Source organism: Xenorhabdus sp. SGI 60 (assembly GCF_056632175.1).
The window spans coordinates 3,495,784-3,511,208 of the sequence record NZ_CP196860.1; the positions used below are offsets into that span (position 1 = coordinate 3,495,784).

14 protein-coding genes are annotated in these 15,425 nt (G+C 42.5%); 10 read left to right on the top strand and 4 right to left on the bottom strand.

Annotated features, from left to right (window positions below):
* The first annotated feature begins 104 nt into the window (after window positions 1-104).
* The 3 genes from ACSJJG_RS16605 (at window position 105) to ACSJJG_RS16615 (ending at window position 2,479) form a co-directional block, all read left to right on the top strand.
* The gene (locus ACSJJG_RS16605) at window positions 105-776 is read left to right on the top strand and encodes a DedA family protein (RefSeq protein ID WP_481089952.1); all 672 of its coding nucleotides are present in this window, start codon (window positions 105-107) and stop codon (window positions 774-776) included.
* A 243-nt stretch (window positions 777-1,019) separates the two neighbouring features.
* A complete protein-coding gene (gene dkgA / locus ACSJJG_RS16610) occupies window positions 1,020-1,850 on the top strand; it encodes a 2,5-didehydrogluconate reductase DkgA (RefSeq protein WP_481089953.1) in 831 nt (276 codons plus the stop codon).
* 311 nt (window positions 1,851-2,161) lie between these two features.
* A complete protein-coding gene (locus ACSJJG_RS16615) occupies window positions 2,162-2,479 on the top strand; it encodes a hypothetical protein (protein ID WP_481089954.1) in 318 nt (105 codons plus the stop codon).
* 7 nt (window positions 2,480-2,486) lie between these two features.
* On the opposite strand, the gene ACSJJG_RS16620 is transcribed toward ACSJJG_RS16615, so the two are convergent.
* Window positions 2,487-3,152, bottom strand: a complete 666-nt coding sequence (locus ACSJJG_RS16620) for a YtjB family periplasmic protein (protein WP_481089955.1) — start codon at window positions 3,150-3,152, stop codon at window positions 2,487-2,489.
* 116 nt (window positions 3,153-3,268) lie between these two features.
* Here ACSJJG_RS16620 and serB point away from each other — a divergent pair, with 116 nt between their 5' ends.
* The 4 genes from serB to ACSJJG_RS16640 all read left to right on the top strand — a co-directional run bounded on the left by serB (window position 3,269) and on the right by ACSJJG_RS16640 (window position 8,910).
* Window positions 3,269-4,246 (top strand): phosphoserine phosphatase, encoded by a 978-nt coding sequence (gene serB, locus ACSJJG_RS16625; RefSeq protein ID WP_481089956.1) that lies wholly within the window; start codon window positions 3,269-3,271, stop codon window positions 4,244-4,246.
* A gap of 39 nt (window positions 4,247-4,285) precedes the next feature.
* Window positions 4,286-5,668, top strand: coding sequence for a DNA repair protein RadA (radA, locus tag ACSJJG_RS16630; RefSeq protein ID WP_481089957.1), 1,383 nt, complete (start codon window positions 4,286-4,288; stop codon window positions 5,666-5,668).
* Window positions 5,669-6,279: 611 nt separating this feature from the next.
* A complete protein-coding gene (gene nadR / locus ACSJJG_RS16635) occupies window positions 6,280-7,506 on the top strand; it encodes a multifunctional transcriptional regulator/nicotinamide-nucleotide adenylyltransferase/ribosylnicotinamide kinase NadR (RefSeq protein WP_481089958.1) in 1,227 nt (408 codons plus the stop codon).
* A 675-nt stretch (window positions 7,507-8,181) separates the two neighbouring features.
* The gene (locus ACSJJG_RS16640; protein ID WP_481089959.1) at window positions 8,182-8,910 is read left to right on the top strand and encodes an ATP-binding cassette domain-containing protein; all 729 of its coding nucleotides are present in this window, start codon (window positions 8,182-8,184) and stop codon (window positions 8,908-8,910) included.
* 76 nt (window positions 8,911-8,986) lie between these two features.
* On the opposite strand, the gene ettA is transcribed toward ACSJJG_RS16640, so the two are convergent.
* Window positions 8,987-10,654 (bottom strand): energy-dependent translational throttle protein EttA, encoded by a 1,668-nt coding sequence (gene ettA, locus ACSJJG_RS16645; protein WP_481089960.1) that lies wholly within the window; start codon window positions 10,652-10,654, stop codon window positions 8,987-8,989.
* Window positions 10,655-10,918: 264 nt separating this feature from the next.
* Here ettA and sltY point away from each other — a divergent pair, with 264 nt between their 5' ends.
* On the top strand, window positions 10,919-12,838 hold the full coding sequence (sltY, locus tag ACSJJG_RS16650; protein ID WP_481089961.1) for a murein transglycosylase: 1,920 nt from the start codon (window positions 10,919-10,921) through the stop codon (window positions 12,836-12,838).
* Window positions 12,839-12,892: 54 nt separating this feature from the next.
* Complete coding sequence (gene trpR / locus ACSJJG_RS16655; protein ID WP_481089962.1) at window positions 12,893-13,216, top strand: trp operon repressor; 324 nt, start codon at window positions 12,893-12,895, stop codon at window positions 13,214-13,216.
* A gap of 83 nt (window positions 13,217-13,299) precedes the next feature.
* On the opposite strand, the gene yjjX is transcribed toward trpR, so the two are convergent.
* Window positions 13,300-13,827 carry an inosine/xanthosine triphosphatase gene (yjjX, locus tag ACSJJG_RS16660; protein WP_481089963.1) on the bottom strand — a complete coding sequence of 176 codons (528 nt, stop codon included), beginning with the start codon at window positions 13,825-13,827 and terminating at the stop codon, window positions 13,300-13,302.
* A gap of 54 nt (window positions 13,828-13,881) precedes the next feature.
* On the opposite strand from yjjX, the gene gpmB reads away from it, so the two are divergent.
* The gene (gene gpmB / locus ACSJJG_RS16665) at window positions 13,882-14,529 is read left to right on the top strand and encodes a 2,3-diphosphoglycerate-dependent phosphoglycerate mutase GpmB (protein ID WP_481089964.1); all 648 of its coding nucleotides are present in this window, start codon (window positions 13,882-13,884) and stop codon (window positions 14,527-14,529) included.
* On the opposite strand, the gene robA is transcribed toward gpmB, so the two are convergent.
* Complete coding sequence (gene robA, locus ACSJJG_RS16670) at window positions 14,526-15,407, bottom strand: MDR efflux pump AcrAB transcriptional activator RobA (protein ID WP_047766740.1); 882 nt, start codon at window positions 15,405-15,407, stop codon at window positions 14,526-14,528. The two genes, gpmB and robA, sit on opposite strands and share 4 nt — an antisense overlap.
* Between the last annotated feature and the right edge of the window lie 18 nt (window positions 15,408-15,425).

Genomic DNA, 15,425 nt, shown 5'->3' on the forward strand with positions numbered 1-15,425 from the left:
TTCCTGATGCTGAATCAAATCACCCTCTATCTCATCATTTTGCGGTACACTGAGGCAGATCTGTTCGTTAATTATTTTTACTCGCAAAAGTCACAGGATAAACAATGGAAACGTTAAGCGAGATCGTGCATGCACTCTGGCATCATGATTTTAACCAACTTGCCAATCCAGATGTCATCTGGGTTATTTATGGCGTCCTCTTTGTCACGCTAGTGTTGGAAAACGGGCTACTGCCAGCCGCCTTTTTGCCCGGCGATACTCTTCTGGTGCTTTCCGGTGCCTTAATTGCCAAAGGTGTCATGAGTTTCATCCCCACAGTCGTTCTGCTAACCATCGCGGCAAGCCTGGGTTGTTGGCTGGGTTATTTACAGGGGCGCTGGCTCGGCCATACCCGTATTGTCAAAAACTGGCTGGCTCAACTTCCCTTGCAATATCGCCAACGTGCCAATGTATTATTCTCTAAACACGGTCTGTCTGCCCTGCTTATCGGACGCTTTTTAGCATTTGTTCGCACTCTCCTGCCAACTTTTGCCGGGATTTCTGGCCTAAATAATAAACGCTTTCAATTTTTTAACTGGTTAAGTGGCTTCTTATGGGTCATTATTATCGTGGGTTTTGGCTATATCTTGAACCAGATCCCTTTCGTTAAAGCACATCAAGATATGGTCATGAATATTTTGGTGATTTTGCCTGTCATTTTGTTAATCAGTGGGTTATCTGCTTCTCTATTGATGTACTGGCGTCATAAGAAAGCAGCAGCAAAGAAAAAAAAATAACACGCTTATCGTACTTACAATTGCAAAAACCACGATTTTACCTATTTACTTGATTATCAACTTACTGGATTATCAACTAGGAATTGCACAATCAGCGTCCATTCCAACAGGCACTGTGACTACCAACTGTTTGAATTCCGCCCAAATTTAATCACTTGCCTTGAGTGGAATGGACAACCTTATCTTTCTGATTTTTTTATTCAAGCCATGATCAAAAAATTCCAAACCTAAAGGAGAGTAAGAATGGGTCAGCAGACAATGATTAAACTCGCTGATGGAAATCACATGCCACAACTGGGGCTTGGGGTTTGGAAAGCGAGTAATGAACAGGTTGTTAAGTCTATCCATACCGCATTAGAAGTCGGTTATCGCTCCATTGATACAGCAGCAATTTTTCATAATGAAGAAGGGGTGGGAAAAGCCTTGCAGGAAACTGATATTCCACGCGAAGAAATTTTCATCACCACCAAACTTTGGAATGATCGCCACCTGGATGCTCGTGCAGCATTACAAGAAAGCCTGGACAAACTCCAGTTAGATTATGTTGATCTCTATCTCATTCAGTGGCCAGTGCCCGAACAGGATCATTATGTTGATGCATGGGAGCAACTGATTGAACTGAAAGAAGCTGGCCTGACTCACAGTATCGGTGTATGTAATTTTCATATCGAGTACTTACAAAAAATAATACAGGAAACGGGGGTGGTTCCCGTCATCAACCAAATTGAATTGCACCCCTTACTACAACAGCGACAACTTCACTCATGGAATGCCACCCATTATATTACAACCGAGTCTTGGAGTCCGTTATCACGGGGTGGAAAAGGCGTTTTTAATTCTTCATTGGTTGAACGTCTGGCGCTTAAATACGGCAAAACGCCAGCGCAGATTGTGATTCGTTGGCATCTTGAATGCGGTATGATTGCCATTCCTAAATCGGTTACACCTTCCCGTATTAAAGAAAATTTTGATGTATTTGATTTCAGACTGGAAAAAGAAGATTTAACCGCTTTGGCTGTACTGGATATTGGGAAGCGAATAGGCCCAAACCCCGATAGTTACAATCAGTTATAATTAGAAAACGCACACCATAAATTTTTCATTCATTCTATTCCAACAGGCCTGGATTCTGTTTTCAATAGGGTTCAGGTCATGTAGGTATCGGAACAGATGCCTTTTTTAAAACACTATAACTTATTAACAAAATCAAAAACATTAATAATAACTATGTTTACTATTTATGTATAAACCATGTTATAGACTTACTTCACATTGCTAAATAACAGGCATATTAAATAGATAATTGAAACACGCTACTTGTTTATGACAGCGTTCAATCTATCTACTTACATCAACATTCCAAACAAAAACTTAAGGAAATGATAATGGTTTACGTGGTTATTTCTTTATTAATGCTTATTCCTTTTTTCTTCGCCTTAAAATGGTTACTGCTGTCACATCGGATCCACCACAACGCAGCGGGGATCTTATTGGCAATCGCAGCGATGGCCTTTCATATGTATATCTTTCGTTTTAACAATATTCCGATTGTGCATATTAGTGTTGCCCATCAGCCGATTGTGTTTTACGGCGCAGTCATGATTGCACTTCTACACGGCGTACTCTATTCCATTTGTTTCAATCGGTATTATGGAAAGAACATTGATAATGAGGAGAGTTATCCGCACAATAACCAACGGTAATGTGACATTACCGTTGGTTATCATCATGTTGTGCTTTACTTTCTGCTTCATCAGAAGATTTAGTATTGGCCGTCAGCAGATAAGGGGATTGTTGCCAGCGACTAGGAGACAGTTTCAGCAAGTTATGAGCCAGAATAAACCCAATCGCCAAAGAGAGCAGGAGCATTATCCTAAGTAAGTTCGTTGTGTTATCGACCTGTTTAGCCTCGGTCGCCAATCGATGCGTATCCAGTGTCAGGCGAAGAAAACCTTTTGGATGATTTTCTCCTGGTATCGGCACAACAATTTGTTGGTTGAAATAACTACTGGATTTTTTGCCTTCCAACGATAATCGTTCACGAACAGAAATCGGTTCACCACTTCGTGCTATCTGTGTGCCATTTTCCAGATAGACACTGGCATCCAAAATGCGGCTATTATTCGTCAAGTAATCTAAGTTAGCGACAATCTTTTTATTATTAAGATCTTTGCTACCATTATCCATATAATCAGACACGCTGAATGCGACCTGTTTTGCCAATGTTTTCGCCAGATCTTCAAATTGATCCATATGCGCCTGTTGTTGAGAACGGCTGAAATAGGAAACTCCCTGCATCAGCAGTACTAGCAGTGCTATACATATTAATATAATCGCCGTCTTGTGCAGTCTGATTTTTAGCTTGGCTTTTATCATCGTTATCTCGTCCTATGTTCAGAAAGCACATGTTGCCAGATGCGGTAATGATAGGATAGTTTGAAAAGCGTTTTTTGCCTGCACCAAATTATATGGAATTACAGGAGTCAATGTTCATGTCTAATAATCTGGCCTATCGCTACTTACCGGATGAGATCCATAAATGGCCCGGATTACCCCTATCCCTCAGTGGTGATGAAGTCATGCCTCTGGATTACCGGGCAGGAGATAGCGGCTGGTTGCTGTATGGACGTGGTTTGGATAAACAGCGTATCAGCGAGTTCCAGCACCGATTGGGAGCCGCCATTGTGGTGGTCTCTTCATGGCGGATCGATGATTATCAGGTTGTCCGTATTGCCGGTAGCCTTTCGCCTCGCATTAAACGGCAGGCAGATGAGTGTCGTTTGGATGTTGTTCCCTTAGGGCAGATCCCTCGCCTCCGCTCACCCGGCCTATTGGTGATGGATATGGATTCCACCGCTATCCAGATTGAGTGTATTGATGAAATTGCCCGTCTGGCCGGAGTCGGTGATAAAGTGGCAGAAATCACGGAGCGGGCGATGCAAGGTGAACTGGATTTTTCAGAAAGTCTGCGCGGGCGAGTGGCCCAGTTAGCAGGCGCCGATGCCTCAATCTTACAGCAAGTGATGGAAACACTTCCGCTCATGCCAGGGCTAACCAGCCTTGTTCGCAAGTTACAATCATTAGATTGGCACGTTGCGATTGCCTCCGGCGGCTTCACTTTCTTTGCTGATAATCTTCGCCAACAGCTACGTCTTTTTGACGCAGTCGCCAATCAACTGGAGATAAAAAATGGCAAGCTGACCGGTAAAGTCAAAGGGCCGATTGTTGATGCAAAATACAAGGCAACCACTCTGATCAGATTGGCAAAAGCACTGAATATTCCGCTGAGTCAAACCGTCGCTATTGGGGATGGTGCCAATGATCTGAAAATGATCCGCAAGGCAGGATTGGGGATCGCCTATCATGCTAAGCCAAAAGTTTACGCTCAGGCCAAAGTTGCTATCCGCCATGCAGACTTAATGGGCGTCCTGTGTGTATTGAGCGGTGGTTTGAAACACGAAGAACGCTAATGCTCACAGGCAAAAGTCATTATATTGAGGGAGTACAAAGTGGCAAAAGCAGCAAAACGGGCATTTGTCTGTAACGAGTGTGGCGCAGATTATCCCCGTTGGCAGGGGCAATGTACCGCATGTCACGCATGGAATACCATTACGGAAGTGCGTTTAGCCGCAGCTGCATCATCCCGTACTGAGCGTCTCAGTGGCTATGCCGGGAGTGCCGGGATCAGTAAAGTACAGAAACTGTCTGATATCAGCCTGGAAGAGCTGCCCCGTTTTTCAACCGGATTTAAAGAATTTGACCGTGTTCTCGGTGGTGGTGTGGTTCCCGGCAGCGCCATTTTGATTGGCGGTAACCCGGGAGCGGGGAAAAGTACTTTGCTTTTACAAACCATGTGCCAACTATCAACCCAGATGAAAACCTTGTATGTGACAGGGGAAGAATCTTTGCAACAAGTGGCGATGCGAGCACATCGGCTGGGGTTGCCGGCAGATCAACTGAATATGCTATCAGAAACCAGCATTGAGCAGATTTGTCTGATTGCAGAGCAGGAACAACCCAGACTCATGGTGATCGATTCAATTCAGGTCATGCATATCGCAGATATTCAATCATCACCAGGCAGTGTTGCACAAGTCAGGGAAACTGCGGCCTACCTGACACGGTTTGCCAAAACCCGTGGTGTTGCCATTATCATGGTCGGGCATGTGACAAAAGATGGTACTTTGGCCGGCCCTAAAGTACTCGAACACTGTATAGACTGTTCCGTCATGTTGGATGGTGAAACCGATTCCCGTTTCCGCACCCTGCGCAGCCACAAAAACCGCTTCGGCGCCGTGAATGAACTCGGTGTATTTGCGATGACGGAACAAGGATTACGGGAGGTAAGTAATCCTTCCGCCATTTTCCTGAGTCGTGGGGATGAAATTACCTCCGGCAGTTCGGTCATGATTGTCTGGGAAGGCACGCGCCCGTTGCTTGTTGAAATTCAGGCATTGGTAGATCACTCCATGATGGCAAACCCGCGTCGTGTAGCAGTAGGGCTTGAACAAAACAGGCTGGCTATTCTACTTGCAGTTCTGCACCGACATGGCGGTTTGCAAATGTCTGATCAAGATGTATTTGTGAACGTTGTCGGTGGGGTAAAAGTCACGGAGACAAGTGCTGATCTGGCGTTATTGCTCTCTTTGGTTTCCAGTTTCCGCGATAGACCTCTGCCCCGTGATCTGGTGGTATTTGGAGAAGTGGGATTGGCAGGAGAAATTCGTCCCGTTCCCAGTGGACAAGAACGCATTTCAGAAGCCGCTAAACACGGTTTTAAACGCGCTATTGTTCCTTATGCTAACATGCCGAAAAAATCACTGCCTGACATGAAAGTATTTGGTGTCAAAAAGCTGGCCGATGCGTTATCTGTTCTGGATGATCTGGATTAAAAAAGAATCTTTTATTCCCGTTATACCCTATGGATGTACAAGTTGCCGCTGACAAAGCGGCAACTTGACATCTCCGCTGCAAAGCGGTGACATTAAACAATAATCTAAGTGTTTTTCCTAAATTAGCGAGAAATTTCTGCCGACCATCACATATCAAATGAAGCAGATAATAAAAACAATTTTTTTATACCTGTTTAAATTTCAAAAAATTGCATACTAAAAGAAAAATTCAGATTTTTCTGAAATAAGGTAAAATTAAAGGGAACTATTTTTACTTATTCTACTTAAATAAAAAATTTAAATATAAATAGTTAATCACCTTATTATTTAAATTTTTTCTATTCCTACTATACGTATAATCATTATAAATTAAATAATTGTTATTTATTGATTACAATTATTGGTTAAATTTAAACCACAAATAGATATGTAAATATTTATACAACGAATAAAACCAAACAACCTGCTCAATAACCACCCAATTTTAAACAATTATGGTTTACAAACTAACAATATTTAACCCCAAAGAATCAATAAACGCTCAATTTTGTTTTTACCTTTCACGACTATCATGCTATTTTGTTTAGTATACTAAACATATAGGAGGTCTTATGGGACAATTTGACTATTTGAAAGAAACGATCAAACAGGCAGGTTACACGTTGCAGCAAGTTGCTGATGCCAGCGGAATGACCAAAGGCTATCTCAGCCAACTAATTAATGACAAAATAAAAAGTCCCAGTGCACAGAAACTGGCATCTCTTCATCAATATCTAGGATTAGCATATCCCATGGAAAAGAAAACTGTCGGCGTTGTGTTTGGTAAATTTTACCCATTACATACCGGACACATTTATTTGATCCAACGGGCATCCAGTCAGGTTGATGAGTTACATGTGGTTCTTTGTTACGATGAAGTGCGTGATCGTGAGTTATTCATCAACAGTTCGATGTCTCAGCAACCAACGGTAAGTGATCGTCTGAGATGGTTGCTGCAAACATTCAAATACCAAAAAAATATTCATATTCATGCATTTGATGAACAGGGAATGGAGCCTTACCCGAATGGCTGGGAATCCTGGAGCAACGGCGTTAAGTCGTTTCTGGCAGCAAAAAGCATCAACCCTAATTATATCTATTCCAGCGAAACACAGGATGCTCCTCGTTATCAAGAATATTTCGGCGTTGAAACTGTGCTTATCGACCCACAACGCTCCTTCATGAATATTAGCGGTAGCCAAATCCGTCAGGCTCCTTTCCGTTACTGGGAATATATCCCTACAGAAGTAAAGCCATTTTTTGTACGTACAGTGGCCATTCTTGGCGGAGAATCGAGCGGAAAATCGACATTAGTGAATAAACTGGCCAACATGTTTAACACGACCAGCGCATGGGAATATGGGCGCGAATACGTATTTTCCCATCTGGGAGGCGATGAAATGGCTTTACAATACTCAGATTACGATAAAATTGCATTAGGCCATGCTCAATACATTGATTTTTCTGTTAAATATGCCAATAAGGTTGTATTTATCGATACTGATTTTGTCACAACACAGGCATTTTGCAAACGCTACGAAGGAAAAGAACATCCTTTTGTTCAGGCAATGATTGATGAATATCGCTTTGATTTAATTATTCTTTTAGAAAACAACACACCGTGGATTGCAGATGGTTTAAGAAGTTTGGGTAGCGAGCGAGATCGCAAAGAATTTCAACATTTGCTTGAAAGTTTGTTGAAAAAAAATAATATCGGTTATATCTGTGTCAATTCACCGGATTATGATCAACGTTTTCTACGTTGCGTTGAGTTAGTTCAACAGATGTTAATGGAATAACTAACCTTTATATATAAAATAGATTACACTTATATTATTATCACGGTTAATTGATAGTAATTTATTATTCAGTGTAATCTTTACCTTATTATAATTACCCTGTCTTAACAATGAGTTAAATGTTTACTTTGGTTATTTTAACAAGTGTAATAAAATAAATTGTGATAATAATATTTTTTGATACTTTAATTTTACTGTTTTGACTTGAATTACAGGGGAATAAGTCATTTAATGAACAGGCCTATTGATTTATTTATATAAAATTTATTAGTTACTAATAAACCCACAAATATTCTAGGTGTTTTTATCAATAACGGAGGTAATAACAAGTAACATTAAAATATTAACGAAATATGAAATGACTTTTTCCCTTATTATAAAAGTGGAATAAAAATAGAAGAATTTATGCTATTTTTATTTTTTCATTGTTACCTTAGCATAATTCATTAATATTATTGATTTTTTATTCCAAGACTAAGAAACATCTCATTTATTAGATAGTCATAGTAAATAATAATTGACATAAGATGAGTATATTCTTGATGAAGATGTTTCACATATATACTATTTTTATTCGTACAATACCATAAGGATATCAGTGTCGCTACGAATGAATTTAGACAGCATATGTTTAAGGAAAAAGCTTTAATCTTTTAACCTAATTGTGTTGAGAATATGAACTTGAATCAATTTAAATCGATTGAGGTTATCAATATTTCATATGGTTTAACTGACGCTACAGTTAATCATGAAATGATTTCAAATATCACATTTTCTATTATACCAGGTGAAATTACTTTGATAACAGGGCCGAAGGCATCGACTAACCGTATAGTGTTGTCGATTGCATCGGGTATGTTACAACCAGATCAAGGAGATGTATTAATTAATAATAACAAGTTGAAACTAATGAATGATGTGGAATTAGGAAAGTTTCATCATGAAAATAGTGGGTTTATTTTCCAAGATTTCAACTTATTTAGTGAACTCACTCTTTTAGATAACTTATTATTATCAACGTCTTATGAATTGTCACTTGCTCGCGAGCAAGCCGAAAAAATCGCGCAAAAATCGCTGGATATTGTAAAATTAGGCGATAAAACCCGTTATTATCCAGGGGAACTGTCTGAAAACGAGAAACAATTGGCAGCAATGGCGAAAGCCATAGTCAGAAGACCTGAGTATTTATTTGCAGATGACCCAACACGCAATTTAGATCATCAGGCATTTCAGACGTTCATTAATATCTTTAAATTTATTGCCCATGAACAGAAAGGTACGGTTGTCATTGCCTCCCAAGACAGACGCCTGATGCAACATGCAGATAGCGTTATCACTTTAGCAAGTGGAAAGGCAACTAAGACTTATGAATCCATACAGGAACAACGAGTTTTAGTCTCGTAACAGCATAGTAATGACAATGAGTTAGTTATTATCAAATAAAAAACGGCCTGATATCAGGCCGTTTTTTCTGGCAGGCTTACTTGCTGATCTTTTTATATTTAATGCGGTGAGGTTGCAGTGCTTCCGCCCCCATAGTCCGCTTCTTGTAATCTTCGTATTCGCTAAAGTTTCCTTCAAAGAAGGTGACTTTACCTTCATCCTGATAATCAATAATGTGTGTTGCGATACGGTCAAGGAACCAACGGTCATGGGAAATAACCATCGCACAGCCAGAGAATTCCAACAGAGCATTTTCCAATGCGCGCAACGTTTCGACGTCTAAATCGTTGGTTGGTTCGTCAAGCAGTAACATGTTGCCGCCAACTTGCAACAGCTTAGCTAAATGCAGACGACCACGCTCACCACCAGACAATTCACCAACACGCTTGCCTTGATCGACGCCTTTGAAGTTAAAGCGACCAACATAGGCACGGCTCGGAATTTCAAAGTTGCCGATACGCATAATGTCTTGACCACCAGAAACCTCTTCCCAAACGGTTTTGCTGTCATCCATACTATCGCGGAACTGCTCAACAGAAGCCAATTTAACCGTCTCACCCAGTGTCATTGAGCCAGAATCGGGCTGCTCTTGTCCTGACAACATACGGAACAGCGTTGATTTACCCGCACCGTTCGGGCCGATGATCCCAACAATCGCCCCTTTCGGCAAAGAGAAATTCAAATTGTCGATCAGAACGCGATCACCGTAAGATTTGGTCAGATTGGTGACTTCCAGCACCTTGTCCCCCAAACGAGGGCCTGGCGGAATGAACAATTCGCTGGTTTCATTACGCTTCTGGTAGTCAACGCTACTCAGTTCTTCAAAGCGAGCTAAACGTGCCTTACCTTTTGCCTGACGTCCTTTGGGATTTTGGCGGATCCACTCAAGCTCTTTCTCAATGGATTTACGGCGAGCCGCTTCTGACGCAGCTTCCTGTGCCAGACGTGCATCTTTTTGTTCCAGCCATGAAGAGTAGTTGCCTTCCCATGGAATACCTTCACCACGGTCAAGCTCCAAAATCCAACCAGCAACGTTATCAAGGAAGTAACGGTCGTGGGTGATCGCAACCACTGTGCCTTCGTAATCGTGCAGGAAGCGTTCCAGCCATGCAACAGACTCAGCATCAAGGTGGTTTGTGGGTTCGTCAAGCAGCAGCATGTCTGGTTTTTCCAATAACAGACGGCAAATTGCCACACGACGGCGTTCACCACCGGACAAATGTTCAATCTTCGCCTCCCATGCCGGCAGACGCAAAGCATCAGCCGCTCGTTCAAGCTGATTGTCCAGATTGTGCCCATCATGAGATTGGATAATCGCTTCCAGCTCACCTTGCTCTTTTGCCAGCTTATCGAAATCCGCATCTGGATCAGCATAAGCCGCATAAACTTCATCAAGACGAGTCAGCGCATTTTTAACTTCGCTAACAGCTTCTTCCACAGCTTCACGAACAGTATGTTCAAGATTAAGCTTAGGTTCTTGCGGCAGATAGCCGATTTTAATACCCGGTTGTGGACGCGCTTCTCCCTCAATATCTTTATCAATACCCGCCATGATGCGCAGTAAAGTCGATTTACCGGCACCATTGAGTCCGAGAACACCTATTTTTGCTCCAGGGAAAAAACTCAGAGAAATATTTTTCAGAATATGCCTTTTAGGGGGAACAACTTTTCCCACCCGATGCATACTATAAACATATTGAGCCAATGTAGTTTACCTTTTGATTAATCAAGAAATTTTAAAAATCGTTTGTGTTTATCTAGTTTGGATGGCGTATTTTACCTATCCTCTTATCAAATAGCACTTTTTCAGCGTTTTCCATTTGGTATGACAATTGTAATAACTCATATCAATAATATGATTATAATTACATAACATCTTAACAATTCACTTGGACTACGCACCTGAGCAAAGCATTTAGACACAGGGCATTTGGACACCGATAGTAGTCTTCCGAAGGGGTATGTGGCAATGAGTAAGTGGCAGCATTTCGTCATGGCTGTGAGTATGGTTTCTGTTATTGCTGGAGCGGCACATGCTGATTCTCTGGATGCCCAACGTCAACGATATCAAGCAATAAAGCAGGCATGGGATGCCCAAAATAGGGAGGAAGTGGCGCGTCTGATGCCAACGCTGAAAAATTATCCCCTGTATCCCTATCTCGAATATCGTCAATTATCTCAGGATCTGGCAACTACCACTCCTCAGCAAGTTCAGCACTTTATTCACACTCACCCTACCTTGCCGCCAGCACGTTCGCTGGCATCTCGATTTATCCGTGTACTGGCAAATAATGGTGACTGGAGCGGCATCCTGACATTCAGTCTCAACCCGCCAAATACAGTTGCAGAACGCTGTGATTATTACTTTGCGCAATGGGCCACGGGACACCAACAAGTCGCCTGGCAAGGCGCCCAAGAAATTTGGCTCCATGGCAACTCATTACCTGATAGTTGCGATAAACTACTCACCGCCTGGGATCAGGCTGGATACCTGTCTGCAAATTTAATTTTACAGCGTATCGAATTGGCGATGAAAACCAATAACACCACACTTGTTACCTATCTTGTCAAACGCTTGCCATTGCGTTATCAAAGCTTGAGTACGAACTTACTGAAGCTACAACATGATCCTGTATTCATTGAACAATTTGCCACAACTGCCACACCAACCGACTTCACCCGCTCGGTTATCATAACGAACTTTTCCCGATTTGCCCGCACAAATGCTGAATTTGCCAGAGTAAGCATCCCTACCCTTGTCCGCTCACAAAAGATGAATGATGCCGAACGACAGCAATTAAAAGATATCGTCGCATGGCAATTGATGGGAGACATTACACCAGAGCAAGCAAAATGGCGGGATGAGACCATTCGCGATTCACACTCTATCAAATTAATTGAAAGGCGTGCCCGCTTGGCATTGAGGGATGGCGATCTTTCCGGGCTTGAAAGATGGATTTCGTTGCTGCCGCAAAAAACGTTGCAACAAGATGAGTGGCAATATTGGCATGCTATTATTCTGCTCAATCAAAGGAAAAGCGCAGAAGGTAATGCGATATTACGTAAACTGACCGAACATCGTGGTTTTTATCCCATGGTGGCAGCCCAGAAATTACATATTTCTTATCCCCTGACCATCAATAAATCAGAAAGACCCGATCGTTCCATTGCCAATATGCCAGCAATTAAACGTATCCGGGAGTTGCTGTATTGGAATATGGATAATTTGGCACGCTCAGAATGGCTTCTCCTGGTTTCTTCGCAAGATCGCGTGAAACAAGAACAGTTGGCCCGTTATGCATTTGAGCAGCACTGGCCCGCATTCAGTGTACAAGCGACTATTGCGGGAAAAATGTGGGACCACCTTGAAGAGCGTTTCCCGATGGCGTGGCAAAACGAATTTGCAAACTTCACGTCAGATAAAAATATTTCACAAAGTTATGCCATGGCAATTGCCCGTCAGGAAAGTGCCTGGGACCCACAGGCCCGTTCTTCCAAAGGAGCCAGTGGATTAATGCAGATCATGCCAAAAACCGCCGAACATACCGTGAAGAGTGAGAAAATTCAGGGTTATGCCAGCAGCAATCAATTAATGAATCCGATGACGAATATTAAAATTGGCACCGCTTATCTGGAATCCGTCTATCAGCGTTTTGACTATAACCGTATTCTTGCCAGTGCCGCTTATAATGCCGGCCCTGCAAATGTTGAGCGTTGGTTAGCTAACACCGCTGGGAACATCGATCCCATCGCCTTTATTGAGAGCATTCCTTTTGCAGAAACGCGCTCTTATGTCAAAAATGTTCTTGCCTACGACATGTTCTACCATAATTTTATGGGGAAGATGCCAAATGTGCTGACAAATGCGGAATGGCAAAGACGTTATTAATTTAAGATTAATATGGTATGCTACTGTACTAGTTAAATAGTATGGTAGTTAATTATGGCACAAAATCATTTGATTGATCCGGCGCTTTCCCCGGAAGATGGTGATGACTGGCTCACTTTTGTTGAGTTGTTAAAAATAGCATTTGAACAAAATTTGCAACATTCTATTTTGCAGCTATTATTGACTCCCGATGAACGTACCGCTTTATCAACTCGGGTTCGGATTATTCAGGAATTGATGCGTGGGCAAATGAACCAGCGCGAACTGAAAAATGAGCTGGGCGTTGGTATTGCGACAATTACACGTGGTTCCAATAGCTTAAAGAACGCACCGGTTCATGTTAAGAAATGGCTGGAAAATCAGTTACTAACTGATTGACAATAACCACGATAAAATAACAAACTAAATAATGCAGCGGGGGCCGTCTAATCACGCCCCCAAACAGCTACGTACCGTTAAGATTAAGTATTCGACTCTTTGTAAATTTCATGATGGATAGGCACCAGAGCCAATATCAGAGCTTGATGATAAACGCTGGTACGCGTCAGTATACCATGGGTAAAAAAGCCAATCGCACCACCTTTCTGCTTGATATTATTGACGCCAGTGACATCCGCCATTTCATGGCCAAGTTCTCGTCCTTTACGAATGCCTTCCAAGACTTTTTCTGGCAACATCAGGCTAGCAGAACGCGATTCTCCCCGAGTTTGTTTATGCTCAACGACCATCCAGGCAAACGTCATATCATCTTCAATTCCTGCTTCAACGCCAACCCAGAAATCCGCTTCTGGCCGGACCTGACGAGCAGCCATAACTCGATGACGAGCACCTGTACGAGTCTCAGTATTACCAATGGGTTGTTGAGGTACGCTACTGTCTACATTAACATCTTCTATATGGTAAGTGCCTGGGCCAAAAACATCATCGAATGCAAGGCTAATCGCTTTTATCTTCGCAGGGTTAGTTGTTGCTGCAATAACGTGGTACATATAAATAAATTATCCTTTGAATTATTTCATGATGCAGTATAACGGAAAATAACTATGTTACAGGTCTATCTTGTTCGTCATGGCGAAACCGAATGGAATGTGGCTCGTCGTATTCAGGGGCAATCTGACAGTCCTTTGACTGAAACGGGTCGGCGCCAAGCTCACTTGGTCGCGCAGAGAGTTAAATCAGAAAACATTACCCATGTTATCACCAGTGACCTTGGTCGGACACGCCAAACAGCAGAAATCATCGCGAGAGCCTGTGCTTGCGACGTCATACTGGAACCACGCCTGAGAGAGTTAAATATGGGCGTTCTGGAAAATCGCGAACTAACTTCCCTCACACCAAAAGAAGAATCCTGGCGTAAAAGTCTTGTTGATGGTACACCAAATGGACGGATCCCAGAAGGTGAATCGATGCATGAAGTGTCTACCCGTATGCGGGCCGCACTGGAAAATTGCCTTAACCTGCCTGCGGGTAGTCGTCCATTGTTGGTCAGTCATGGAATAGCTCTCGTCAGTTTGATCTGCTCTATTCTGGGTCTTCCCGCTAACTCAGAACGCCGTCTACGGTTGAGAAACTGTTCCATCTCACGGGTGGATTATCAGGATAGCCCGTGGCTGGCCCCTGGTTGGATAGTTGAAACAACGGGCGATATCACTCATCTGGATATGCCCGCCCTGGATGAATTACAAGGTTAACGTTCAATTGGGATGAGATACTCAAATTCCACAACATGATTTTGTGTCTCATCCCCAAGATTTTTCCATTCAAGATTGGTGAGGTAATATCGCTCGACATCGTATCCCTTTCTGCGAGTTATGTTTAGTGTAGGCAAACAGACGCCATAAACTGTAAAGAGAAACTCTTGTAGCTGCTCTTTATCACCGAAATAACTGAATGAAATGTAATCCCCACTCGGCAAGACGACGGGATGGCTATCTTTGGTATCAAAGGTAGCATATTCTGGTTCTATGGCTGTGGTATAGAACACTGTCTGTTCATCTTCACTCTCCATACAAGGGGTCGTATGGTGTAATCCATAAAGCCTCGGTGGTAATACTTCCGCATCTTGTAGATAGTTAATCCAAAACTCATGGCGCATATTCTTGCAATCTTCTGACCATTGCTCAAGTGTGTAACTGCAAGTGTGCTCAGTGCCGATAAGTGATTTCTCTTCCAATGTGACAAATTTGTGCTCTGGCAGAGGTTTGTTATCCAGCAGGATAGGAGGACATATTCCTTTTGCGCACCACTCTTCGCTTCGACGATAGGCTGCTGGCGTTCGGTCAAACTGTTTTTTGAAAGCTCTTGTGAAAGTTTGTTGAGAATCAAAGCGATATTGCAAGGCAATGTCCAGGATAGGACGGCTGGTTAAACGTAATGCAACGGCAGCCCTGGATAATCTTCTCGCACGGATATAAGAACCTATTGCCTGGCCTGTTATCTCCTTGAACATGCGCTGTAAGTGCCATTTGGAGTAACCTGCTTTTGCTGCAACGTTATCAAGAGACAATGGACGATCCAGATTATTATCCACCCAATGCAGCAAGTCTCGAATGATGTTGGTTTGATCCATACATCTCCCTCAGTCATT